Source organism: Pectobacterium sp. S5 (genome assembly GCF_051707265.1).
GTDB lineage: Bacteria > Pseudomonadota > Gammaproteobacteria > Enterobacterales > Enterobacteriaceae > Pectobacterium > Pectobacterium polare.
Window position 1 is genome coordinate 378,597 of record NZ_JAULSZ010000002.1, and the last position, 22,099, is coordinate 400,695.

The 22,099-nt window shown below is 54.6% G+C and carries 23 protein-coding genes and 1 tRNA gene; 11 read left to right on the forward strand and 13 right to left on the reverse strand.

All coding sequences use genetic code 11. The features are described from left to right. Window positions 1-410: 410 nt before the first annotated feature. Window positions 411-1,676 (reverse strand): metallophosphoesterase, encoded by a 1,266-nt coding sequence (locus QWJ20_RS11255; RefSeq protein WP_433992562.1) that lies wholly within the window; start codon window positions 1,674-1,676, stop codon window positions 411-413. 79 nt (window positions 1,677-1,755) lie between these two features. Here QWJ20_RS11255 and QWJ20_RS11260 point away from each other — a divergent pair, with 79 nt between their 5' ends. Then, complete coding sequence (locus QWJ20_RS11260) at window positions 1,756-2,529, forward strand: DeoR/GlpR family DNA-binding transcription regulator (protein WP_095699726.1); 774 nt, start codon at window positions 1,756-1,758, stop codon at window positions 2,527-2,529. A gap of 47 nt (window positions 2,530-2,576) precedes the next feature. On the opposite strand, the gene QWJ20_RS11265 is transcribed toward QWJ20_RS11260, so the two are convergent. Together QWJ20_RS11265 and QWJ20_RS11270 are read right to left on the reverse strand one after the other, a co-directional pair. Continuing rightward, window positions 2,577-3,368, reverse strand: coding sequence for an HAD-IIB family hydrolase (locus tag QWJ20_RS11265; RefSeq protein ID WP_433992563.1), 792 nt, complete (start codon window positions 3,366-3,368; stop codon window positions 2,577-2,579). A 522-nt stretch (window positions 3,369-3,890) separates the two neighbouring features. Then, the gene (locus QWJ20_RS11270; RefSeq protein WP_095699728.1) at window positions 3,891-4,205 is read right to left on the reverse strand and encodes a DMT family transporter; all 315 of its coding nucleotides are present in this window, start codon (window positions 4,203-4,205) and stop codon (window positions 3,891-3,893) included. Window positions 4,206-4,568: 363 nt separating this feature from the next. Here QWJ20_RS11270 and QWJ20_RS11275 point away from each other — a divergent pair. Both QWJ20_RS11275 and QWJ20_RS11280 read left to right on the forward strand, forming a co-directional pair. After that, a tRNA-Val gene (locus tag QWJ20_RS11275) sits at window positions 4,569-4,645 on the forward strand. Between the two features lie 256 nt (window positions 4,646-4,901). Further along, window positions 4,902-5,288, forward strand: a complete 387-nt coding sequence (locus tag QWJ20_RS11280) for a hypothetical protein (protein WP_433992564.1) — start codon at window positions 4,902-4,904, stop codon at window positions 5,286-5,288. A gap of 80 nt (window positions 5,289-5,368) precedes the next feature. Here QWJ20_RS11280 and QWJ20_RS11285 read toward each other — a convergent pair whose 3' ends face one another. Beyond that, a complete protein-coding gene (locus QWJ20_RS11285; protein WP_323634520.1) occupies window positions 5,369-6,256 on the reverse strand; it encodes a LysR family transcriptional regulator in 888 nt (295 codons plus the stop codon). A 137-nt stretch (window positions 6,257-6,393) separates the two neighbouring features. Here QWJ20_RS11285 and QWJ20_RS11290 point away from each other — a divergent pair, with 137 nt between their 5' ends. Beyond that, complete coding sequence (locus QWJ20_RS11290; RefSeq protein ID WP_433992565.1) at window positions 6,394-7,356, forward strand: AEC family transporter; 963 nt, start codon at window positions 6,394-6,396, stop codon at window positions 7,354-7,356. A 63-nt stretch (window positions 7,357-7,419) separates the two neighbouring features. Here the strand turns inward: QWJ20_RS11290 and narP are convergent, their stop codons facing one another. Together narP and narQ are read right to left on the reverse strand one after the other, a co-directional pair. Beyond that, a complete protein-coding gene (narP, locus tag QWJ20_RS11295; RefSeq protein WP_010307767.1) occupies window positions 7,420-8,052 on the reverse strand; it encodes a nitrate/nitrite response regulator protein NarP in 633 nt (210 codons plus the stop codon). Between the two features lie 92 nt (window positions 8,053-8,144). Next, complete coding sequence (gene narQ / locus QWJ20_RS11300; protein WP_433992664.1) at window positions 8,145-9,863, reverse strand: nitrate/nitrite two-component system sensor histidine kinase NarQ; 1,719 nt, start codon at window positions 9,861-9,863, stop codon at window positions 8,145-8,147. Between the two features lie 250 nt (window positions 9,864-10,113). On the opposite strand from narQ, the gene napF reads away from it, so the two are divergent. From napF to napC, 7 genes are read left to right on the forward strand one after another with little or no spacing between them, the layout of a single operon-like run. Continuing rightward, window positions 10,114-10,650: a ferredoxin-type protein NapF gene (gene napF / locus QWJ20_RS11305; RefSeq protein WP_433992566.1), complete on the forward strand. Its 537-nt coding sequence runs from the start codon at window positions 10,114-10,116 to the stop codon at window positions 10,648-10,650. Further along, window positions 10,647-10,946 (forward strand): chaperone NapD, encoded by a 300-nt coding sequence (gene napD, locus QWJ20_RS11310; protein WP_040032194.1) that lies wholly within the window; start codon window positions 10,647-10,649, stop codon window positions 10,944-10,946. Before napF ends, napD begins: the two co-directional genes overlap by 4 nt. After that, complete coding sequence (gene napA, locus QWJ20_RS11315; RefSeq protein WP_433992567.1) at window positions 10,943-13,429, forward strand: nitrate reductase catalytic subunit NapA; 2,487 nt, start codon at window positions 10,943-10,945, stop codon at window positions 13,427-13,429. Before napD ends, napA begins: the two co-directional genes overlap by 4 nt. A 5-nt stretch (window positions 13,430-13,434) precedes the next feature. After that, window positions 13,435-14,127 carry a ferredoxin-type protein NapG gene (gene napG, locus QWJ20_RS11320; protein ID WP_174872196.1) on the forward strand — a complete coding sequence of 231 codons (693 nt, stop codon included), beginning with the start codon at window positions 13,435-13,437 and terminating at the stop codon, window positions 14,125-14,127. Next, on the forward strand, window positions 14,114-14,977 hold the full coding sequence (gene napH / locus QWJ20_RS11325) for a quinol dehydrogenase ferredoxin subunit NapH (RefSeq protein WP_433992568.1): 864 nt from the start codon (window positions 14,114-14,116) through the stop codon (window positions 14,975-14,977). Before napG ends, napH begins: the two co-directional genes overlap by 14 nt. Further along, complete coding sequence (gene napB, locus QWJ20_RS11330) at window positions 14,974-15,426, forward strand: nitrate reductase cytochrome c-type subunit (RefSeq protein WP_040032202.1); 453 nt, start codon at window positions 14,974-14,976, stop codon at window positions 15,424-15,426. Before napH ends, napB begins: the two co-directional genes overlap by 4 nt. 8 nt (window positions 15,427-15,434) lie before the next feature. After that, window positions 15,435-16,037 (forward strand): cytochrome c-type protein NapC, encoded by a 603-nt coding sequence (gene napC, locus QWJ20_RS11335; protein ID WP_010276503.1) that lies wholly within the window; start codon window positions 15,435-15,437, stop codon window positions 16,035-16,037. A 735-nt stretch (window positions 16,038-16,772) separates the two neighbouring features. Here napC and ccmI read toward each other — a convergent pair. Genes ccmI through QWJ20_RS11370 form a run of 7 tightly spaced genes read right to left on the reverse strand, consistent with a single transcriptional unit; the run spans window position 16,773 to window position 22,037 of the window. Then, window positions 16,773-17,642, reverse strand: a complete 870-nt coding sequence (ccmI, locus tag QWJ20_RS11340; RefSeq protein WP_433992569.1) for a c-type cytochrome biogenesis protein CcmI — start codon at window positions 17,640-17,642, stop codon at window positions 16,773-16,775. After that, window positions 17,639-18,097, reverse strand: coding sequence for a cytochrome c-type biogenesis protein (locus QWJ20_RS11345; RefSeq protein ID WP_433992570.1), 459 nt, complete (start codon window positions 18,095-18,097; stop codon window positions 17,639-17,641). The genes ccmI and QWJ20_RS11345 overlap by 4 nt, the downstream gene beginning before the upstream one ends. After that, window positions 18,094-18,651 carry a DsbE family thiol:disulfide interchange protein gene (locus QWJ20_RS11350; protein ID WP_119888645.1) on the reverse strand — a complete coding sequence of 186 codons (558 nt, stop codon included), beginning with the start codon at window positions 18,649-18,651 and terminating at the stop codon, window positions 18,094-18,096. Before QWJ20_RS11350 ends, QWJ20_RS11345 begins: the two co-directional genes overlap by 4 nt. After that, the gene (locus QWJ20_RS11355; protein ID WP_433992571.1) at window positions 18,648-20,603 is read right to left on the reverse strand and encodes a heme lyase CcmF/NrfE family subunit; all 1,956 of its coding nucleotides are present in this window, start codon (window positions 20,601-20,603) and stop codon (window positions 18,648-18,650) included. The genes QWJ20_RS11350 and QWJ20_RS11355 overlap by 4 nt, the downstream gene beginning before the upstream one ends. Further along, window positions 20,600-21,082, reverse strand: a complete 483-nt coding sequence (gene ccmE, locus QWJ20_RS11360; RefSeq protein WP_433992572.1) for a cytochrome c maturation protein CcmE — start codon at window positions 21,080-21,082, stop codon at window positions 20,600-20,602. Before ccmE ends, QWJ20_RS11355 begins: the two co-directional genes overlap by 4 nt. Beyond that, entirely contained in the window at window positions 21,079-21,300 is a 222-nt protein-coding gene (ccmD, locus tag QWJ20_RS11365) for a heme exporter protein CcmD (protein WP_039481143.1), read from the reverse strand. Before ccmD ends, ccmE begins: the two co-directional genes overlap by 4 nt. Beyond that, window positions 21,297-22,037 (reverse strand): heme ABC transporter permease, encoded by a 741-nt coding sequence (locus QWJ20_RS11370; protein ID WP_095701931.1) that lies wholly within the window; start codon window positions 22,035-22,037, stop codon window positions 21,297-21,299. Before QWJ20_RS11370 ends, ccmD begins: the two co-directional genes overlap by 4 nt. Window positions 22,038-22,099: the final 62 nt, after the last annotated feature.

The following is a 22,099-nucleotide window of genomic DNA, read 5'->3' on the forward strand; positions in this document are numbered from 1 at the left end:
AATCGCTGCGCAAGAAGGTGGGTCGTTCTCCGATAGCCTTGCCTTATGGCAGCGGAGCGCTTCACCAATTCCTTCTTCTTGATGCAAGACAGTGCCAGAGTCTCCCTATAATTTATAATTGTATATGCTAACTTCTGCGATAGCTTAACCTGATGAAAAGCGGCTCAATCGCACATTTTTCCTATCTATACCCGTCATACTTCAAGTTGCATGTGCGTTGGCTGCGTTTAGTCACCCGAATCACTTACTTGAGTAAGCTCATCGGGACTCCCTCACTTGCCGCCTGCCTGAAACTCGAATTATTTAGGGTATGCATAATAATCTCGCCGATAGAACCGCTTGTGATAATGAGCCCGCTTGTCATCGCGGCCTCTTAAAAGAGGTCGCGGATTATTCTGCTACCCCAAAAACTACAGCGACGGTGAACGGAGTATGAACTGAGTAATCTCGGCATGTTTCCCTAAGCGGATCGGGAAACCGTTCCACAGGCCCGCGCCATTGCTCACGTACAGATGCATGCCATCCACGTCATAGCTGCTGGACACATACCCTTCATTCGCCATCTGCGTCACCCAATGCATACCCAACACCTGACCGCCGTGCGTATGGCCGGAGAGCTGTAAATCCGCTCCAGCACGCGCATTCTCTTTCGCTCCCGTTGGCCGATGGCTAAGCAGAACGACGGCGGTATCCGGTGCTATTCCGTTGAGTGCCGCGCCCGTATCTGGCAGCGGCTGTTGAAAATCAGCGGCGGTGCGATCGGTGATCCCTGCCAGCACAAATGCGGCATTATCGCGGCCGATCGATACATTTTCATTAAGTAACATACGTAAGCCCAGCGCATTCAGCCGCTGCACCCATTGCGTATATTCCACGTAATATTCATGGTTACCCACGATGGCAAACACGCCGTGTGGCGCAGTCAGGTTACGCAGCGGTTCCATGTCATCGTGACGGGCATTCACGGTACCGTCAGCCAGATCGCCAGTAATCACCGTCAGATCGGGTTTAAGCGCGTTGGTTTTTGCCACCACCGCTTCCATCCAGGGGCGCTGTAACAGGCGACTGGCATGTAAATCGGTTAGCTGCACCAGCCGGAAACCATCCAGCGCAGGCGGTAGCTGTTTCAACTCGACTTCTACCGTGCGCACTTCAGGAACACGCACCGCTTCCCAGACGCCAATCGCCGCCAGCCCCATCGCCACCACGGCAATTCCGCCACGCAGCGCCATATTGTTCAGCAGAACCTGCCCAACCGAGCGGGATAACAAACGCCCCACAACGCCGAACAGATCGACGGCCAACAGCAGAAATGCGGATATCAGCAGCGCGCCAAACGCCCATCCCAGAAACATTAGGACAAGCGCGGGCACTTCCGGCGACGCCATCGTGCCAAAAAAGGTGCGCGTAATCAGATGATGCTGCGAAGCCAGCAGCACTAACACCGCCAGCATGCGCTTTACAGGCACACCGACACGCAAGCGCCAGACCAGACGCCAGATAACATAGAGGGCGATAAGCCCAGTAATGACATGAAACACGGCTGTTTTTCTCTCTTTATCGATGATGTCGGTATATTGACGCGTAAATTTTACACCATGACTCACGCATTGCAGATCAACGCGGTAGAGGTGTTGTGTTGCCAGAAGGTGCAGATTAACATGGCGCAATTCCATGCTGTACACATCATTGACCCGAATGAAGCCTGCTCGCTGACGGCCGGTTGTGCATCATTTTGATTAACCAAGGACATGTATGTTCGATTACACCGACTTTCCCGAGCAACGGCAATCCAAAATCAGGCAGATCCTCAGCGAGGAAGGCAAAGTCGTCTGCGCCCAGCTCTCACGTGAATTGAACGTATCCGAGCACACCATACGGCGTGACCTGAAAGAACTGGCGCAATCCGGTGCCTGCAAACGCGTCTACGGCGGTGCGGTCAGTATGCCGCCAGAGGTGATTGATTTTGCCAGCCGAGCCACCATCGATGCCGCCCAGAAAGATCGTATCGCTCAGGCCGTCATCCCGCTGATAAAGCCCAACAGCTGCGTCTTCTTTGACACCGGCACCACCAATCTGGCGGTGGCAAAGCAGATCCCGGCTGGCCTGAAATTTACCGCCGTGTGTAATTCGCCCATCATCGCGGCAGAGCTGATGCAGTATCCTGATGTAGAAGTGATTTTTCTTGGCGGAAGGATCCAGAAAGAGGTCGGCGGCGCGATTGGTATCGATACGCTCAGGCAGCTAGAGAAAATGTTTTTCGATCAATGCCTGCTGGGAGGCTGTGCCTTTGATGCCAATGAAGGCCTGACCGTTTTTGAATATGATGATGCCGAATTCAAAAAATGTCTGGTGACCCGCAGCAGCGAAGTGATTGTTGCCCTGACCGCCAATAAAATCTCCGCCCTCACGCGCTATCGTGTGGCTGCATGTGATGAAATCACCACGCTGGTAACCGATGATGAAATCTCTCCTGCCTGCCAGAGCGTCTTAAGCGAAAAAAATCTGGATGTGATTATTGCCCGATAATGCAACGGTAGCCCCAGCGGTTGCCGGTTTGCTTCATGCACTTCAATTCATGAAAGCAGCAGCTTTATCGTTTTCAGTACCCCATCGTCATCATTGCTGCGGGCAATAAAATTCGCCGCAGCTTTGGTTTCCTCAAACGCATTGCGCATCGCAAAGCTGTAAGCCCCGCGGCTCATTAGCTCAATATCATTGAGACCGTCGCCGAACACCATCGTTTCCTCTGGCGTAATCGCCAATTTCTCCTGAAGGATGTCTACGGTGTGTCCTTTGTGTACGCCGACATCAGCAATGTCGATCCAGGCCGCTTCAGAGACGACGATATAGACATGATCGTGAAACGCATCAAGGTACTTCGCCGTCTCGTGGCAGTGTCCTTCTGGGTCATAAACCGTGATTTTCACAAAATCATCGGTCACGGCAGCAAAGCTGGAGATCAACGTCACATTGGTGTACGACTTTTTCACCTTTTCCAGTAAGGCAGGATCGATCGTTTCCTTCACCATCGCACCGTGTGGGGTACAACCGATGACGACGTGCCGATCGTCTACGCTTTCCAGTACGCCAATCAGGCTCAAGGCAAGGCGGTTTTTGATGAGTGACTGGTAAACGTATTCACCCTGATACTTGATGCGCGTCGCGCTGTCTCCCAGAATCCAGATATCTTTCGCATCATCGCCAAAAAGCGCTTCGACCCGCTCGCACTGCTTGCCTGTGCAGACAGCAAACCGCACGCCCTTCTCTTTCATTAATGCATAAACATCGGCAAACAAGGCCCTGTTGTAATCGCCATCGCTGTGAAGAAACGTGCCGTCGAGATCGGTAATTACCAACTTGATCATTCCACTCCCCTTGCAGATTGTACGTACACAGATAGCCGCGAGTCAGGCCGTAATCTGCCTGAACCAAGAGATATCGCTTTTGTGCGGTGTGTTAGATGACTGATGTGATGATTAATCGCCAATGCTCGATTCAGCTCGAAAAAGCAATAAACACACTAAAAAGAGCATACAATGCGCAATTACAATCACTTTACGCGAAATTCATTGAGATATTACGCAGAAATTAGCATAGCACTTATTGATAATAAGCAACAAGAAGCAAAATCAATCAATAGTGAGCATAAAGAGGAGTGAAAACAGTGGCAGAATCGCATGAAAATGGCCCTGCCACACGCCAGATGTTCCCATGAAGACGAACCTGACGTTCAGACGCAATGCGTTATTCAAAAACTATACCCTAAATAATTCGAGTTGCGTGAAGGCGGCAACCGCGCGAGTCCCCAGGAGCTTACTCAGGTAAGTGACTGGGGTGAGTAAGGGCAGCCAACGCACAAGCAGCTTGAAGTATGACGGGTATATACGCTATGAGGACAGCTTCATCAGAACCAAGCCGCTGACGATCAACAGCGCAGCGATAATCCTCATCGCATTTGCGGGTTCATTCAGGAAGACCAATCCCACCACAAACGCGCCTACCGCGCCAATCCCTGTCCAGATGGTGTAGGCCGTACCCAGAGGAAGAGATTTCATTGCCATGGATAACAGCGCAAAGCTGACGATCATGGCGACAATCGTGACAACCGATGCGCCTACTTTCGTGAAGCCATCAGACAGTTTCATGCTGTAAGACCAGACAATTTCAAACAAACCGGCAAGCGCTAATAGAAACCAGGCCATACCCTGTTCTCCTTAAACATCGAATAGGGGGTCGTCCCGTGAATCCTTTTCGCGTCAGGGGTCGTCCCCTGTCAGGATGCTATACCGCGATACGATAGCGTTGCGTTATCAGGGAGTAAAGTCTTTGCGCAACAGGCCGACAGCCGTCTAAATCGCATAAAAATTTCCGGGAAATTTTTTAACGTTACGTCAGCAACGGCTTTATCCGACGAATTCGGCTAAACATTCAACACTTGAAAGAGGATGATAAACAAAGCGCTTGCCACCAACGTCAGAGCCGTTCATAATAGCGCCCATTCCAAACGCTGGAATGAAGAAAAGCATTCTAATCAAAACGTTACTGATTAAGATGTTATCTACTGTACGACCGTAGCTCAGTTGGTTAGAGCACCACCTTGACATGGTGGGGGTCGGTGGTTCGAGTCCACTCGGTCGTACCAATTCATGTTCTGTAAATATTACCCTACGCCTGTAGGCTAATGAATGTGAATTGAAATTTCCCCTACTCGTGTCTTGTTAATTTCATCTAATTCAAACTCAATCCAAATTTTTCATCTGCTTTATCTGCTAATTGTTTTGGATTCAGACTACTGCTATGAATCGCTCTTGATAAGAATCTGCCTTCCTTTAGGCTCGATTCGTGAAAAACCATTCGTCATTTATGATCCGTGTTAGTACTCGAAAGGAAACGAGAATATGGAACGTAGTGAAGCTAAAGATATCGTAACAGCATTGATAAACGGCATTGATCCTGCAACGGGAGAAGTCTTACCAGAGGAAAGTCCATACAACAACCCACAGGTCATTCGAGCCCTATTCACCGTGTTGGACACACTCAACGTCAAGAAACAACCTAAGAAGACACTCGAAGAAAAGCAGCAGGACAATATTAAAGCAGGCCGCCCGAAAAATGCAGGTATTTCATGGGATGATGAATTAAAGGCGTTGTTGGCCTCGACATTCCAAAATGGCGCGTCTATTGACGAACTGGCGACAACTTTTGAGAGAACAAAGGGCGCCATTGTGTCAGAGTTGACGAAGCAAGGGCTAATTGAGCCAAAGGTTGATAATAAAATTAGCTAACAAAGCGAAGCACGCAACACCGCGGCCCAACTGGCCGCGATAATCGATATTACCGCAGCGAACTAAAACCCAGCCTCAGACTATTGCGCCAATGCCCGATCGATATAGCGGGTAAACTGTTGGTAGAGTTTACCGGGTCGCGTCACGCTGAGCACAAGCTGAATCGCTGGAACGCTGGGAGCACCGTCTTCCGGGCCCAGAACATACAGAGCGTCGGACAACGCGCTTTTCGGCAGTAAACCAATCCCCAGCCCTTTTGCCGCCGCGCTGCGGATATTATCGAAAGACCCACTCACATAAGAAAAGTAATACGGGCGTCCGACATGCTCCAGCGCAGAAACCGCACATTTCCGAATCACACAGCCATCAGGGAACGTGACGAGAGGGACTTCATCCATCTCACTGAAATTCACCGCACCGGAACTGACCCAGTGAAGAGATTCAACCCGCAAAATTCTTTCTGTTTCAGAAATCAGCGGCTGTCCCGCCAGTCCTTTGAGGATCACGACATCCAGACGTTGCTGGGCAACCATCGACGACAGCACGGTCGATGACGCCGCCGTGATTTCCACCTTTAGGCCAGGATTCTCCTCAAGACATAGCGAAATGATTTCGTGCAGATTCTTAACCTCGAAATCATCCGGGACACCGAGCGCTACGCGGCCTGTCATTGGCGACTTCTGCAACGCGCCGATGGCCCGATGCGTACGTAGCAGAATGTCACGCGCGGCAGGCAGCAGCTGTCGCCCTTCTTCGGTCAAACCGAGAATGTGTCCCTGGCGCCGTTCGATGAGGCGACAACCGACATCTTCTTCTAAGCGTTTCAGGCCAGCACTCAGCGTTGATTGCGTCCGTCCTAACTCTTCACCCGCACGTCCGAAACCACCGCACTCCGCGATGGAGACAAAGATACGCAGTTGCTCCAGCGTGATACCACGCCCCTCTATCCGCTCGACCTGTGCTCGCACCGTTATCCTGACCTCTTGAGATTATCGCTATTGATTAAATCAATTATGAACACATAATAATTCATTTAGCGGTTTATGAAACACCCCGCAAAATCCACGGGTCGATATCTTCAAAAATATAAAAAAGAGGCCCATCCATGTTCTTGATTGTCGTCCCCTTATTTCTGGTGATTCTCGTTGGTTATTGTTATGGAAGAATAAAGCCCGACAGCGGCCAAGCAGATAAGTTAATCAACGACTATGTCCTGTATATTGCGCTGCCTGCCTTACTGTTTATTGCCGTGGCGCGTGCCGACACCAGCGATCTGAAACAGTGGGGTTTTATGCTGTCAACGCTGATCGGAATCGCAGTGTCCTACATGCTTGCCGCATTGCTGGCGAAGCGCATGAGGATCGGATTGCCCCAGTCCTCCCTTCTTAGCATGGGCGCGTGTTATGGCACCACGGGATATATGGGCGTGCCGATTTTGATTTCAGTCTACGGCGAACAGGCAGCACTACCCGCAGCGATGGCAACCATTCTGCACAATATCCCCGCCATCATGGCCGTGATCGTCAGTTGGGATGTGTTTTCTACACGAGCGACAGACGCTCAGCCGCGATTGATTCACAGTGTGGGAAACTCGGCGCTGACGACCGTGAAGAATCCATTAACGATCTCAGTGCTTGCCGGTCTGGCGTTCGTCCTGCTCGACATTCAGGTCCCCGTCGTCATCGAATCCTTTGTGCGCTTTCTGGGCAATGCTGCGGGCCCCACCGCGCTATTTGCTCTCGGACTGGGCCTTGCCAGACTGAAGGTAAAAGAACACCTGAACGTCACGGTCAGCAAAACGCTACTACCGCTGGTTGTGCTAAAACTCGTGATACAGCCTGCCGTCACGTTCGCGATAGCCGTCTATGTATTCGGGATGGGTCAATCTCAGGGGGTCTGGCTGGCAACCGCCGTGGTGATGGCCGCGCAGCCAATTGGCGCTGGCGTGTATGTGTTTGCCAAGAAGTATAATTATCAACCGGATGTGATCGCACTATCGATCATCGTCTCGCTACTGCTCGCACTCGTCACGATTCCCGCAGTATTGAGCCTTTTTCCGCCTTCGTGAATAACCGTCTGGGCTTCTGGTAATGATGCGGAAGCCCTATTCACACTGTCTATTTCAACGGCCCTACTGGCCGCGCGTCTCCAGATACAGCACCGTGGCGGCGACGCGGGAGCGTACGTTGAGTTTGCGCAGCATGTTGCGGATATGCACTTTTACCGTCTCTTCCGAGATATACAGCACACTCGCAATTTGCTTGTTGGATAGCCCAGAGGCCACTTCCTGCAACACATCCAGTTCGCGCTCTGTTAACACAGTAAAGGGCGAAGGCGTGTCCTGTATGGCGATACGGTGGCGCAGCACGTCCCGCACCTGCTCACTGAAGGCATCACCGTTACGAATCGCATCCAGCAAGTGTTCTGGAGCGCTGTCTTTGAGCAGATAGCCATCGGCACCCGCATCCATCAGCGCATAAATATCGCTCGGCGCATCGGAGACCGTCAGCACAATGACGCGGGCGCAGATCCCATCGCGCCGCAGCGCGTGGAGCGTATCCAACCCGCTCAATCCTTTCATATTGAGATCGAGCAAGATGATATCGGGAGAATCCCGATTCGCGAGACTCAGCGCCTCCATGCCATTGCTGGCTTCCCCGATCACATCAAAAATGGCATCGGTTGCCAGTAACTGACGGATTCCCCGGCGCATAAGTGGATGATCGTCGACGATCAAAACACGATAAGATGGTTTTTCTGACATGCCCAGCCCCAATGTAATATGGATCTTATTATTTTATTTATGGTCTATGATTTATCCCCGTCATACTTCAAGCGGCCTGTTTCCCACTCGACTTATTCAGGGTAGAGATTGTTCGTGTTGTCGCGTTCACGCGCGGTCGTCGGCGTAGAAAAACAGACGCTAACCTGCGTTCCCCCTTCAGGGTGGAGGCCAATAGAGAGCTTTCCCCCTAACCGTTCGGCGCGCTCCTGCATAATATTTAAGCCGTAATGTCCCGCAGGCTCCTCCTGATTGATAATGCCGCAGCCGTCATCACGAATATCCACACAATGACGGCCATCGGGCTGCGTACGGCAGTTGACGGTAATCATCGTCGCCTGCGCGTGTTTAATGGCGTTCAGCACCGCTTCACGGATGATTTGCAGCAAGTGAACCTGCTGTGAGGCATCCAGCGCCTGCGTAGGAATCCGGCAATCAATCGCGATGGTCGCCGGAGTCTGCGCACGCAGTGGCTCAATCATTTCCTGCATCGCCGCTGGCAAATCTGCCTGTTGTAGCGTCAGCCGGAACGTGCCCAGCAGTTCGCGTAGTTGGCGATACGCATCGCTGAGCGCCTGTTCAAAATCTGTGATGATCTGCCGGGCCTGCGCATTTTCTTCCGCTACCGAACGCTTTAATAACGCCATCTGGATATTCAGATAAGAAAGCACCTGAGCCAGTGAGTCATGCAGTTCACGCGCGATAGTGGCGCGTTCTTCCATCAGTAACAGCTGCTGGTAGTGCTTCTGCGCCTGATTAAAATAGAGTCCGCGACCCAGCATAGTGGCGACGCTTTCCATCAGCTGCGCCGACGGCTGTTGCGTTGGTGCCTGCCAGCGCAACTGTCCAAACTCGACTTCTTGCAAACGAATGGGCAAAGCCTGCCATGTAGCCTGCTCGTCCGGCTGGCCTTCACATAACAGCCAGTTTTCCCCGACCCGCATTTCCAGACAGTCGACCGTTTCATAGCGGCGAACAATTTGCAGAATCTGCTGAAAACAATGCCGGTCTATCGTGCTGACGTTCATCGCCTGAGAGCAGTTGTATAGCACCTTCAGCATGCGGTTCACTTCCTGCAAGCGCAGCGTTTTCTGCCGTACCTTATCTTCCAGAGAGCGGTAAAGTTTTTGCAGCTCGTCAGTCATACTACTGAAGGTTTGCGCCAGTAAACCCAGTTCGTTAGGCAGATTGACGTCCAGCCGCGAATGGGTAAAACGCCCCTTTTCAATGGATGCACAGGCCGCCATCAGCTTATTCAACGGCACGACCACCTGACGACGGATGCGACGCAGCGTAAAGAAGATCAGTATATAGATAGTGATCGAGCCAATTATTGATGTCACAACGACTATCATCATCTTGCGTTCGGAATAGTGCTGCAACGCCAGCACAAAGAGATCGATCTGCGTGACATAGCCGACAATATTGCCCTGATACCACACCCGATCCCCCGCGCTCAGGCGCTCATCCATCGTTTTCCAACTCTGCAACAGCGCGGCATAACGATCGCGCACATCGCGCGGCACATACCAGCGATCCAACAGGTGAAAAACCGAGGAATCCAGCGTTTGCGCATAGAGGCGGCGATGCGGTTCTAACGCTGTGCGATCGCCCTGTAGGTCATACCCCATGCGATAGCTTTGCATGCGCATGGAACCGGCCACGTTGATCGCTTCCGCATCACGTAAACCGCTGGCTAACGTCAGCAGCGCAATGCCCGTCGTCAGGAATGAAAGCAGCGCGATATAAAAAAACGCGCGAGCCAGGCTGGTAGAAACAGGACGTTTGACCATCACAACGAGTAATCCTCTTTGGCGCTATACCTACTCTAAGTAAGTAGATCAACATTTCAGCGTACTATCACGATCCCCACACGCTCCCGCAAGCCAATGAGACGCGAATCCCACATAAGCTTGATCCGGCACCCCCATTTACCTCTAAAGGGTGATTATCGCATACAGCCTAAGAGGAATAGTGTAACCCCTACAAAAACAGCGTGTTTTTTATTGGATATTTCATTGAGCACCAGAGCGACAAACTGCCATGACTAACCTCTCCCGGCGTTCCTTACTGACTGGTGGCCTACAGCGGGCAGACAACGCGTTGCGTCCGCCGTGGAGCGGCGCGGAAAGCCAGTTCCTGAGCCAGTGCACGCGCTGTAACGTCTGCATTGATGCCTGCGGTTCCGGGATTATCCAGCGCGGTTCGGGCGGTTTCCCCACCATCGACTTTCAGCGCGGCGAATGCACGTTCTGCTACGACTGCGCTCGCGCGTGTCCACAAGCGCTGTTCGCGGAGAGCCACACTCCGCCGTGGGAATACCACCTGACGATTCAGGATGCCTGTTTATCGCTGCATCAGGTGGAATGCCGCAGCTGTCAAGATGCGTGTGAAACCGGGGCGATACGGTTTCGTCCCGCCCTCGGGCGCGTTGCCGCACCGTCAATCGACAACGACGCCTGTACCACCTGTGGCGCATGCATTTCCGGGTGCCCTGTCGGTGCCATGTCGATGAAAAAAATCACCGCGGGGTATCACACCGCGCCAGCGCGTCTTCCGACGCAACAGGAAAACCGATGAGCACAGTCTGGCATGTTTGCAGTGTAGTGGTTCACGTCAACCCGGCGCAGTTGGCGGCCGTTGCCGAGGCGCTAGCGACGCAGCCCAATGTCGAGGTGGGTGCCAGCGATAGCGATACCGGAAAAATGGTCGTGGTGCTGGAGTCAGATTCAGAAGACACGCTGTTAAAACAAATAGCGTCAATACGCGAACTTACAGGCGTACTGGCGGTTTCGCTGGTTTATCACCAGCTTGATGAACCGTCTTTCGATGAACAACCTCTTGATCAACAAGCTCAGGGTGAGGAAATACCATGAAACTCAGTCGACGACACTTTATGAAGGCGAACGCGGTCGCAGCGGCAGCCGCGGTCGCAGGCATCACCATACCTACTGCGGTTCGCGCCGTGACCGAACAGTCAGAGGCTATCCACTGGGATAAGGCCCCCTGCCGCTTCTGTGGCGTAGGCTGCGGTGTACTGGTCGGGACGCAAAATGGCCGTATCGTCGCCAGTCAGGGCGATCCCGAAGCGCCGGTTAACCGCGGATTAAACTGCATCAAAGGCTATTTCCTGCCAAAAATCATGTACGGACAGGATCGCGTAACCCAGCCTTTGCTAAGGATGCGCGACGGAAAATTCGATAAAGAAGGCGAATTTACTCCGATCTCCTGGGAGCAGGCGTTTGACATCATGGCGGAGAAATTCAAAACCGCTCTGAAGGAGAAAGGTCCGAACGCGATAGGGATGTTTGGCTCTGGGCAATCAACGATTTGGGAAGGCTATGCAGCCGCCAAGCTGTTCAAAGCCGGTTTTCGCTCCAACAACATTGACCCCAACGCGCGCCACTGTATGGCATCGGCGGTCGTCGGCTTTATGCGTACCTTCGGTATGGATGAGCCAATGGGCTGCTACGACGATATCGAGCAGACCGATGCATTTGTGCTGTGGGGCTCCAACATGGCGGAGATGCACCCGATTCTCTGGTCGCGTATCACCGACCGCCGCCTGTCGAACAGCAATGTTACGGTCGCCGTGTTGTCCACCTATCAGCACCGCAGTTTTGAGCTGGCGGATAACGGTATGGTGTTTACGCCGCAAACCGATCTGGCCATTCTCAACTATATCGCCAACTACATTATCCAAAACAATGCGGTGAACGAGGCTTTCTTTACCCGCCACGTGAACCTGCGCAGAGGCGTGACCGATATCGGCTACGGGCTGCGTCCGACTCATCCGCTGGAGAAAGCAGCGAAAAACCCCGGTTCCGATGCGTCTGAACCTATGAGTTTTGAAGAATACAAAGCCTTTGTCGCTGACTATACGCTGGAAAAAACGGTCGCGATTAGCGGCGTTCCCGCCGACCAGTTAGAAGCGCTGGCAAAACTCTACGCCGATCCGAAAAAGAAAGTGATCTCCTACTGGACGATGGGCTTTAACCAGCACACGCGCGGCGTTTGGGCGAACAATCTGGTTTATAACATCCACCTGCTGACGGGCAAGATCTCTCAGCCGGGCTGTGGGCCGTTCTCGTTAACCGGTCAGCCTTCTGCCTGCGGCACCGCACGTGAAGTCGGCACCTTCGCCCACCGCCTGCCTGCGGACATGGTGGTAACCAACGAGAAACACCGCGCGATTGCGGAAAAGCTGTGGCAGTTACCGACAGGCACGATTCCTGAAAAGATCGGTTTGCACGCCGTCGCACAGGATCGGGCGCTGAAAGACGGCACGCTGAATGCTTATTGGGTGATGTGTAACAACAACATGCAGGCCGGCCCGAACATCAATCAGGAGCGTATGCCGGGCTGGCGCGATCCGCGTAACTTCATCGTCGTGTCCGACCCCTACCCGACGATCAGCGCATTGTCCGCTGACCTGATTTTGCCTACCGCGATGTGGGTGGAAAAAGAAGGTGCCTACGGCAACGCCGAGCGCCGGACGCAGTTCTGGCGTCAGCAGGTTAAAGCGCCGGGCGAGTCAAAATCGGATCTGTGGCAGGTGGTGAGCTTTGCCAAGCGCTTCGCCATCGAGGACGTGTGGCCGGAAGAACTCCTGGCGCAGAAACCGGCCTATCGTGGCAAGACGCTCTACGACGTACTGTTTGCGAACGATGTCACCACGCGCTTCCCGCTCAGCGAATTAGCGGAAAACCAGTTGAACGATGAATCTCGCGAGTTCGGTTTTTACCTGCAAAAAGGCCTGTTTGAAGAATACGCCGCGTTTGGTCGTGGGCACGGTCACGACCTGGCACCGTTCGATACCTACCACAAAGTGCGCGGACTGCGCTGGCCAGTGGTTGATGGCAAAGAAACGCAGTGGCGCTACAGCGAAGGGAACGATCCTTACGTCAAAGCGGGAGAAGCCTACCGTTTCTATGGCAAACCGGATGGCAAAGCGGTGATTTTCGCGCTGCCGTACGAGCCTGCCGCCGAAGCGCCGGACGAAGAATATGATCTCTGGCTCTCCACCGGTCGCGTGCTGGAACACTGGCATACCGGCAGCATGACGCGCCGCGTACCGGAACTGCACCGCGCCTTCCCCGAAGCCGTACTGTTTATGCACCCGCAGGATGCCAAAGCACGCGATCTGCGTCGCGGTGAGAAAGTCCGCATTATCTCGCGCCGTGGTGAAGTCGTCTCGATTGTTGAGACGCGTGGCCGCAACAAGCCACCGCGCGGTCTGGTGTATATGCCGTTCTTCGATGCCGCACAGATGACCAACGTCCTGACGCTGGATGCGACCGATCCGCTGTCGAAAGAAGCGGACTTTAAGAAATGTGCCGTCAAGCTGGCTAAGGTGTAACACGCATGGCACGCCCGGAGAATTCATCACCCGCTCGCCGTCGCTTTCTGCGTGACGCCGTCCGCGCCGTTGCTGGCTTATCAGCAGCGGTGACGGTTCTCGGCATTCAGCAGCGACGCGCTCAGGCAGACGAACTCCGGCTGCGGCCGCCGGGTGCGCTGTCTGAGGCGGCGTTTTCCGGTGCCTGCATACGCTGTGGCCAATGTGTTCAGGCCTGCCCGTACGACACGCTGAAGCTGGCAACGCTGGTTTCCGGTTCCGCAGCGGGTAGCCCTTACTTTGTCGCACGCGATATCCCGTGCGAGATGTGTGAGGACATTCCCTGCGTGGTCGCCTGCCCCAGCGGTGCGTTACAGCCGTTAGACACGATTGATGATGCCCGCATGGGATTAGCGGTGCTGTTAGATCAGGAAAACTGCCTGAACTATCAGGGGTTACGCTGCGATGTGTGCTATCGCGTCTGCCCTCTCATCGATAGCGCCATCACACTGGAGCCAGAGCGCAATGCCCGTACCGGAAAACATGCCCGTTTTCTGCCTACGGTGCATAGCGATGTCTGTACCGGCTGCGGCAAATGTGAAAAAGCCTGCGTGCTGGAACAGCCAGCGATCAAGGTCTTACCGCGCGCGTTGGCAAAAGGCGAACTCGGACACCACTACCGTTTCAGTTGGCTGGAGGCACGCGATGGCAAATCGTAAGCAAGACGCCGGGCGAGAAGCTCAGGCGAAAAAAGGCTGGTGGCCCAGCCACCGCTGGCTGGTTTTACGCCGTCTGGCCCAGTCTCTGGTGCTGCTCATGTTCCTCAGTGGTCCGCTCTTCGGATTTTGGATCCTGAGTGGTAACTACAGCGCCAGCCGCTTGCTCGACACCGTGCCACTCAGCGATCCGCTGATGGTGCTGCAAAGCCTGGCTAGCGGCCATCTGCCCGCCACGCTCGCGCTGGTCGGTTCGCTGATTATTGCGCTGAGCTATGCACTGGCAGGTAAGCGCCTGTTCTGTAGCTGGGTCTGCCCGGTTAATCCGCTCACCGATTTAGCCGCCTGGCTGCGTCGTCGTTTCGGCATCACTGCCTCGGCGACGATCCCCCGCAATCTACGCTATCTGCTGCTGATCCTTATTCTGGCAGGGAGTGCGCTGACGGGCGGGCTGCTGTGGGAATGGGTCAACCCGGTTTCACTGATGGGTCGCGGGCTGATTTTCGGGTTTGGTGCGGGTATCTGGCTGCTGCTGGCGCTATTTCTGTTTGATTTGTGGGTCGTGGAACACGGCTGGTGCGGACACCTGTGCCCGACTGGTGCGCTGTACGGCGCGCTTGGCGGCAAAGGCGCACTGGTTGTGGATGCCACTGAGCGTGAACGCTGTACGCGCTGTATGGACTGCTTTCATGTCTGTCCGGAGCCACAGGTGCTGCGCGCCCCCTTGCTCGATAAAGACAGTCCGGCACAGGTGACTGACCGAGACTGCATAACATGCGGACGTTGTATTGATGTCTGCGCTGAAGACGTTTTTAAAATAACCCTTAGATGGAAATCGGGAGCAAAGTCATGAAAAGCCTGAGAATGGGATGGTTTCGCTGGATCACCGCCCTGACAATAATGGGCAGTACAATAATAGGTAGTGCAATCGCTACTGCACAGGTCGATTTAAGCCAATCGCCAGAAGTCGCCGCGACACAGCCGGGAAATAGCCGGATGCCGAAGCAGCAGGAGCGTATGGCACTCAACTATGTCAACCAGCCACCGATGATCCCGCATAGCGTGGATGGCTATCAGGTCACCCCGACCTTTAACCGTTGCCTACAGTGTCACGGCGTAGAGAGCTATCGTTCCACCAGCGCCCCCCGCGTCAGTCCGACCCATTTTGTCGACAGAGACGGCAAAGTGCTGAGCAATGTCGCACCTGCACGCCATTTCTGCCTGCAATGCCACGTGCCGCAAGCGGACAGTTCGCCGATTACCGGTAACACGTTCACCCCTTCTAAAGGCTTTGGTCAGTGAGGTTTGCTATGAAACAACCAGGAAAAGTGGGACGGTTGTTGCGCCAGCTGTGGCAATGGTGGCGCCGCCCAAGTCGGTTGGCGCTGGGAACGTTGCTCATTATCGGTTTCGCGGGCGGTATTTTCTTTCTGGCGACATCCCAGAAAGGCATGGAAATGAGCAACAGCGAGGCGTTCTGCATCAGCTGTCATGAAATGCGCAATACCGTCTATCAGGAATATATGGAAACCGCGCACTACAGTAACCGCAGCGGCGTGCGCGCCACCTGCCCGGATTGCCACGTTCCGCATGAGTTTGTGCCGAAAATGGTGCGTAAGATTCAGGCCAGTAAAGAGCTGTACGGCAAAATAATGGGCACGATTGATACGCCACAAAAATTTGAAGCACACCGGCTGACGATGGCGCAGAGCGAATGGCGGCGCATGAAAAATAACAATTCTCAGGAATGCCGCAACTGCCACAACTTTGACTACATGGACTTCTCAGGGCAAAAAACCGTCGCGGCGGAGAAACACAGCGAAGCGATAAAACTCGGTCAAACCTGTATCGACTGCCACAAAGGCATCGCCCACAAACTGCCGGACATGCACGGCGTCAAAAGCGGGTTATAACCCGCGCCTCGAAGTAACGGGACGGCGTCTGCCGTCCTCATCACAAGCGGAAGCATCCGCCGCTCTCACATCTGGTTATCGTATTTCTGCAATTACAGTGAGGGTTTCGTGCGCAGTAAGTAGTGTGATCTTCTGCAACTCTCGTTGCACGCGCCCGACGCGGGTGTGGCTAAGGCCGCTCTCAGCACAGCCAGAAACAGCCGCCCCAAAATAACAATGTACTCAGTTCAGTCTTTTGATTTTATGGGGTTGGCTCACGTAAAAAAATCGCGCAGAGGTGTACATGACCGCCGGATGAGCGGCATGGACGCCGCGAAAGCCTGCGCCGCGTCGGACAAAAACGTCAACGACGTTTTTGAACAGCACTTGTGCTGGCCCGTAGGGCGAGTCCCATTTATGGGACGAGTATTCGCGTCGCAGGCGGTCCGAACAGCGGGCATGAACACCGAAGGCACCGCGAAGCGGCGCGATTTACCGCGAAAAGCCAGGGGTCACGGGGCGACGGCGATGAGCTGCCCCGTGTCGGGCGCGTGCGACGCGAGTTGCAGAAATTCACGCGGCTTATTGCGCACGAAACCTTCACACTAATGACAGAAACGACTGAGATTCCAAATCTATGCCTGTGATGAACCATAAGCGTTTGAAGGGAGACACTACGTTTGGAAGAGATAAGTTGTCGGATAGCAAAAGGGCGATATATCGCCCTTCCGATATTGATGATGAAGATGAAAGAATTTACTTGCCGGTGGTTGCCTGCACCGACAGTGACGCTTTGGCCTGCGCCACGCTGCGCTCGATGACCGCGCGGCGCGTGTCGTTTTGCGGTAGCAGTTTCAGCATCATTTGCCAGGCATCAATCGCGTCCTGATAGCGCTGGGCTTCATAAGCATTGAAGGCCAGCAGGCTCAGCACGCGCACATTGGTCGAGCCGGAATTCATCAGCTCACGTAGCATGTCACCACCACGCTGGCTATCACGCGGATCGGTAGATCTCGATAGCAGATCGGCATAGTCCAGCGCCAGATCCGTGTTTTTCGGATCGAGCTGGAACGCCTTGGCAAACGCCTGCACGGACATGTCGTAGTTATTCAGCAAGCCCGCAATGCGCCCCAGCATCCACCAGTCTTGTGCATTGTCTGGCTGCGTTTCTAGCTGACTACGTAATCCCAGGCCGAGACGTGCGACCTCTTCGATGGTCAGCGGTTCGGCGTCAGGATCCAGCGCTCGCTTCATCAGATCCGGCGTTAACGCAACAACCTGCTGCAATTCCTGCACGCGATTAACCGCCGAGGTTTTCCAGAATACGCCGAGACTGACGATAACCAGCAGCAACACGCCCGGCAGCAAAACCCAGCGGTTTAGCGGACGCTGTTGTGCCTTCGCACCGCTGGGAATATCCTGCAATAGCGTATGCTGAAGCTCTTCAACCAGTTGAGCACGTTCCTGCTCATTGGCAACATCCCCATTAAGCTCACGCAGACGGTCGTGATACAGCGCCTGATTAATCGCATCGCGATCGTATTCGACCCGTGACGACCACGGCGCAAGCAGGAGCGCAGAAAGCGCAATCAGCGATAGCACAATGGTTGCAATCAGTAGCATCATTCCGATTTCTCCTCACGTCCCAACAGCGTCTGCAAACGCTTTTTATCCTGTTCGCTCATCGGTTCTTTGGCGCTTCTGATACGGTGTGCACGCCGAATAATCATCCACGCGCCCGCTGCCAGAAACAGCGCAGGCAGCAGCCATAGCAGGAGGGTAAACGGCGTGATCGGCGGTTCATACGTCACAAAGTAGCCGTAACGATCCACCATATAATCGACAACCTGCTCTTTCGTTTTCCCCTGCTGCATCAGCTCGTACACTTTCTGCCGCATATCCGAAGCAATCATCGAGTTGGAATCGGCAATGCTGTTGTTCTGGCATTTCGGGCAGCGCAACTGCATGGTTAATTCACGAAACTGTTGCTCCTGCGTGTCGTTGTCAAAACGCAATACCTCGGATGACGCCAGCACGCTGAACGACAGCAGCAATGCACCAAGGAAACTCAGCACTCTCATGCGCCGCCCTCCTTGCTGTATTGCTCCCACAGCGGTTGCAGCGTTTCTTGCCACACCTGCATGTTGAGATCGCCCGCATGGCGATAGCGAATGATGCCCTTCCCGTCGATCAAGAACGTTTCCGGCGCACCGTACACGCCCAAATCTAGCCCCAACATGCCGTCGCCATCAAACAGGCTCATCGCATAGGGATTGCCCAGCGTCTTCAGCCATTCAATCGCTTTGGGGCGTTCATCTTTATAATTCATGCCCACGACGCGAATTCCCTGCGCCGCCAGCGTGTTGAGGAACTGGTGCTCCGCGCGGCACGTCGGGCACCAGGTCGCCCAGACGTTCAGCAGCAGCGGCTTGCCATCGCTCAGCTCAGATTGGTTATAAACTTTCCCCGGCTGATCCAACGATTCAAGACGAAACGCGGGAATCGGTTTACCAATTAGGGCCGACTCCAGCCGCATGGGATCGTCGCCGTCGCTGTTGCGCACCAGCTGCCACAGCAAGGCAACGGCCAGCAGTAAAAACAGGGCGAGCGGGATTAACAAAATCTTACGGCTCATGATGCTGTCTCCCGAACGGCGCGACGCAGGCGATAGCGCGGGTCAAACATGCACAGGATGCCCCCTAATGCCATCAGCCCCCCGCCGTACCAAATCCAGCGGATAAACGGTTTGTAATACAGCCGCACTGCCCAGCTACCGTCATCCAGCTTTTCACCCAAGGCCGCATAGAGATCGCGCGTCACACCCGCATCAATGGCGGCTTCCGTCATGATCGCGCCGCTGGTGTTGTAGAAGCGTTTTTCCGCTTTCAGCGTCGCTTCCGGTTTACCGTTGCGCGTCACTTCAATCGTCCCTTTCGCGCTTTGCCAGTTAGGCCCTACGACATCACGCACGCCTTGAAACGTAAAACGGTAATCGTGGATCGCGATGCTGTCGCCCGCCCGCATCCGCACATCCCGTTCAACACTATAATTCTGGCTGAAGGCGATGCCTACCACCGTAACCGCAAGCCCAATATGACCGCACACCATGCCCCACTGGCTCAGTGAGAGCGTGGTTAAACCGCGCAGAAAACCATGACGACGGGTGGAACTGGTATGCAGTTCGTACACCGTTAAAAAGAACACCCACAGCGCCATCGACAGACCAACTACCGTCATGGCAACAACGGAATCCTGGAACAGCCACGGCAGCAGCAGCGACAACGCAGCGGTCACAGCCAGCGCAATCAGCAGCAGCTTACGTAGCTTTTGCGGCTCATCGCGCCGCCAGCGCACCAGCGGCCCCACGCCCAGCAGTAAGGCAAACGGTGCCATTAACAGGGTGAACATGGTGTTGAAGAACGGTGCACCAATCGAGATGCTGCCTAAGCCCAGTTGCTTATGCACCAGCGGCAGCAGCGTTCCCAACAGCACCACGAGCGTAGCCGCCATCAGGATCAGGTTATTGCCGAGCAGGAAAGTCTCTCGCGACCAGAGCGAGTTCGTGACCCGCGCCCGTACCCGGTTGCCTTTGATGGCAAACAACAGCAAAGAACCGCCGATGACAATGACCAGAAACGCGAGAATGAACATGCCGCGCGCCGGATCGGAAGCAAACGCATGCACCGATACCAATACGCCGGACCGTACCAGAAACGTTCCCAACAGACAGAGTGAGAACGCGCCGATGGCCAGCAACACTGTCCAGGCCTTGAAGCTGCCGCGCTTTTCGGTGACCGACAGCGAGTGCAGCAGCGCCGTGCCCACCAGCCACGGCATCAATGACGCATTCTCTACCGGATCCCAGAACCACCAGCCGCCCCAGCCAAGCTCGTAATACGCCCAGCCCGAACCAAGCACGATACCCAACGTCAGGAACGACCAGGCCGCCTGTGTCCACGGCCGCGACCAGCGTGCCCATGCGCTGTCCAGTCGCTCAGCCAGCAGCGAGGCGACCGCAAACGCAAACGCCACGGAAAACCCGACATAGCCCATGTAGAGCAATGGAGGATGGAAGATTAACCCGACATCCTGCAACAGCGGATTGAGATCGCGCCCGTCAATCGGGTAGTCCGGCAGCGTGCGCGTAAAGGGATTCGACGTCAGGATGATGAACAGCAAGAAGCCGACATTAATCATTCCCATGACGGCCAGTACGCGGGCGACAGCATCCAGCGACATCCCGCGGCTGAATACTGCCACCGCGAAGGTCCAGCCGCTCATCAGCAGCACCCAGAGCAGCAGCGATCCTTCATGTGCGCCCCACGCCGCCGCCACGCGATACCACACCGGCAGCGCTCGATTCGAGTTGTTGGCTACGTAGAGAACGGTGAAATCATTGATCACCAGCGCATGCACCAACACGAGGAAAGACGCCAAAATGCATGCAAACAGCGCCCAGGCAAGCGGACGTGCCAGTGCCATCAGACGAGTATCCTGACGCGATGAGCCCCACAACGGATACACGCTGAGCAACAGCGCGACGCCCAGCGCCAGACAGAGCAGATAATTGCCCACTTCAGGCATCATAACCGTTTACCCTCTGTGCCCGCGGCCGATGCATGACCGTTTTGTCCTTCCATCGCCGCTTTGATTTCCGGTGGCGTGTAGTTTTCATCATGTCGGGCAAGCACTTCTTTCGCCATAATATGGTCGTCGGTATCCAGAATGCCCTGCGCCACAACCCCTTGCCCCTCGCGGAACAGATCCGGCAGCATCCCGTTATAGGTCACATCGACAGAACCCTGCGCATCATAAACGGTGAAGCGGACTTCCAGACTTTGGCTGTCGCGACGTACGCTGCCTGGCATGACCATGCCGCCGACGCGCAGACGCTGTCCAATCGCCGGTTTTTCCTGCGTTTCATTCTTGCCGTAAAGAATTTCACTGGGCGTATAAAAGAGATCGATATTTGAACTCAGCGCATAGAGCGTCAGCGCGATCGTCAACACCGCGCCGCAGACGACAGCCAGAATGGCATAGAGGCGGGTTTTACGCGGTGCACTCATTGCGTCACCTCCATCGTTTTCGACTGACGAGCCGTATTCTTGCGCTGCTCACGCGCCTGCTGGCGACGGATATCACTCAGCAATGCGCGACGGTTCAAGAGGGTATGACTGACCAATGCACTCAGCGGTAACAGCGTGAGCACCACGGCCAGCCAGACATAAAAGGCATAGCCGCCCATCGCAAAGAAATCCTGCCAACTTGTGAAAGCGATGTTCATCGTGCTATCCCTCCTTTATTAAGCAGCGCAGCCACCCAAGGCGCACGGCGCTGCTGCACCAGTATCAAGTTACGCAATCGCATCAGTGACAACGTCACGAATAAGCTCATAAACCCTAACATCATGATTCGCAGCGGGAGACGCATGGCGGGATCGATGGTTTTCTGCATTTTTGTCGATCCCTGATGCAGGGTATTCCACCATTCGACCGAGAAATGGATGATGGGTAAATTCACCACACCCACCAGCACCAGAATGGCCGCCGCGCGACCAGCAAGGCGGCGATCGTCAAACGCGTTGTAGAGTGCGATGATGCCCACATACAGAAACAGCAGAACGAGTTCCGACGTCAGACGCGCATCCCAGACCCACCAGGTTCCCCACATCGGTTTCCCCCAGGTGGCGCCCGTCGTTAACGCAATAAAGGTAAACACCGCGCCAACGGGTGCCATCGCCGCCACGGCAAGCTCCGCCGTTTTTGACTGCCGAATTATCCCGACAAGCGCACATATCGCCATCACGGCATAGACGCCCATCGACCACACGGCCGCCGGCACGTGCACGTACATGATGCGATATCCTTGTCCTTGCTGATAATCCGCGGGCGCAAATCCAAATCCCAGTAGGCAACCGCCGATCAACAGCGCCGCGCTAAGCAGGGCAAACCAGGGGATAAGCCTGCCGCAAAGGCCATAAAGGCGATCCGGCTGCGTAAGCTGATAGTTCTTTTTCAACATAATCGTGTGCTCACTCTGCGTAAAACTCATCCCTGCGGGACGATGAAGGCGATCCTGAGATC

Coding starts and splice junctions, on each gene's coding strand:
- napF (WP_433992566.1), top strand. CDS start 10,114: ATGACTAACCTCTCCCGGCGTTCCTTACTGACTGGTGGCCTACAGCGG.
- QWJ20_RS11260 (WP_095699726.1), top strand. CDS start 1,756: ATGTTCGATTACACCGACTTTCCCGAGCAACGGCAATCCAAAATCAGG.
- napG (WP_174872196.1), top strand. CDS start 13,435: ATGGCACGCCCGGAGAATTCATCACCCGCTCGCCGTCGCTTTCTGCGT.
- napH (WP_433992568.1), top strand. CDS start 14,114: ATGGCAAATCGTAAGCAAGACGCCGGGCGAGAAGCTCAGGCGAAAAAA.
- napC (WP_010276503.1), top strand. CDS start 15,435: ATGAAACAACCAGGAAAAGTGGGACGGTTGTTGCGCCAGCTGTGGCAA.
- QWJ20_RS11280 (WP_433992564.1), top strand. CDS start 4,902: ATGGAACGTAGTGAAGCTAAAGATATCGTAACAGCATTGATAAACGGC.
- napB (WP_040032202.1), top strand. CDS start 14,974: ATGAAAAGCCTGAGAATGGGATGGTTTCGCTGGATCACCGCCCTGACA.
- napD (WP_040032194.1), top strand. CDS start 10,647: ATGAGCACAGTCTGGCATGTTTGCAGTGTAGTGGTTCACGTCAACCCG.
- ccmE (WP_433992572.1), bottom strand. CDS start 21,082: ATGAGTGCACCGCGTAAAACCCGCCTCTATGCCATTCTGGCTGTCGTC.
- QWJ20_RS11255 (WP_433992562.1), bottom strand. CDS start 1,676: ATGGAATTGCGCCATGTTAATCTGCACCTTCTGGCAACACAACACCTC.
- napA (WP_433992567.1), top strand. CDS start 10,943: ATGAAACTCAGTCGACGACACTTTATGAAGGCGAACGCGGTCGCAGCG.
- narQ (WP_433992664.1), bottom strand. CDS start 9,863: ATGGTCAAACGTCCTGTTTCTACCAGCCTGGCTCGCGCGTTTTTTTAT.
- QWJ20_RS11350 (WP_119888645.1), bottom strand. CDS start 18,651: ATGAGCCGTAAGATTTTGTTAATCCCGCTCGCCCTGTTTTTACTGCTG.
- QWJ20_RS11265 (WP_433992563.1), bottom strand. CDS start 3,368: ATGATCAAGTTGGTAATTACCGATCTCGACGGCACGTTTCTTCACAGC.
- QWJ20_RS11270 (WP_095699728.1), bottom strand. CDS start 4,205: ATGGCCTGGTTTCTATTAGCGCTTGCCGGTTTGTTTGAAATTGTCTGG.
- QWJ20_RS11290 (WP_433992565.1), top strand. CDS start 6,394: ATGTTCTTGATTGTCGTCCCCTTATTTCTGGTGATTCTCGTTGGTTAT.
- QWJ20_RS11355 (WP_433992571.1), bottom strand. CDS start 20,603: ATGATGCCTGAAGTGGGCAATTATCTGCTCTGTCTGGCGCTGGGCGTC.
- QWJ20_RS11370 (WP_095701931.1), bottom strand. CDS start 22,037: ATGTTGAAAAAGAACTATCAGCTTACGCAGCCGGATCGCCTTTATGGC.
- narP (WP_010307767.1), bottom strand. CDS start 8,052: ATGTCAGAAAAACCATCTTATCGTGTTTTGATCGTCGACGATCATCCA.
- ccmI (WP_433992569.1), bottom strand. CDS start 17,642: ATGATGCTACTGATTGCAACCATTGTGCTATCGCTGATTGCGCTTTCT.
- ccmD (WP_039481143.1), bottom strand. CDS start 21,300: ATGAACATCGCTTTCACAAGTTGGCAGGATTTCTTTGCGATGGGCGGC.
- QWJ20_RS11345 (WP_433992570.1), bottom strand. CDS start 18,097: ATGAGAGTGCTGAGTTTCCTTGGTGCATTGCTGCTGTCGTTCAGCGTG.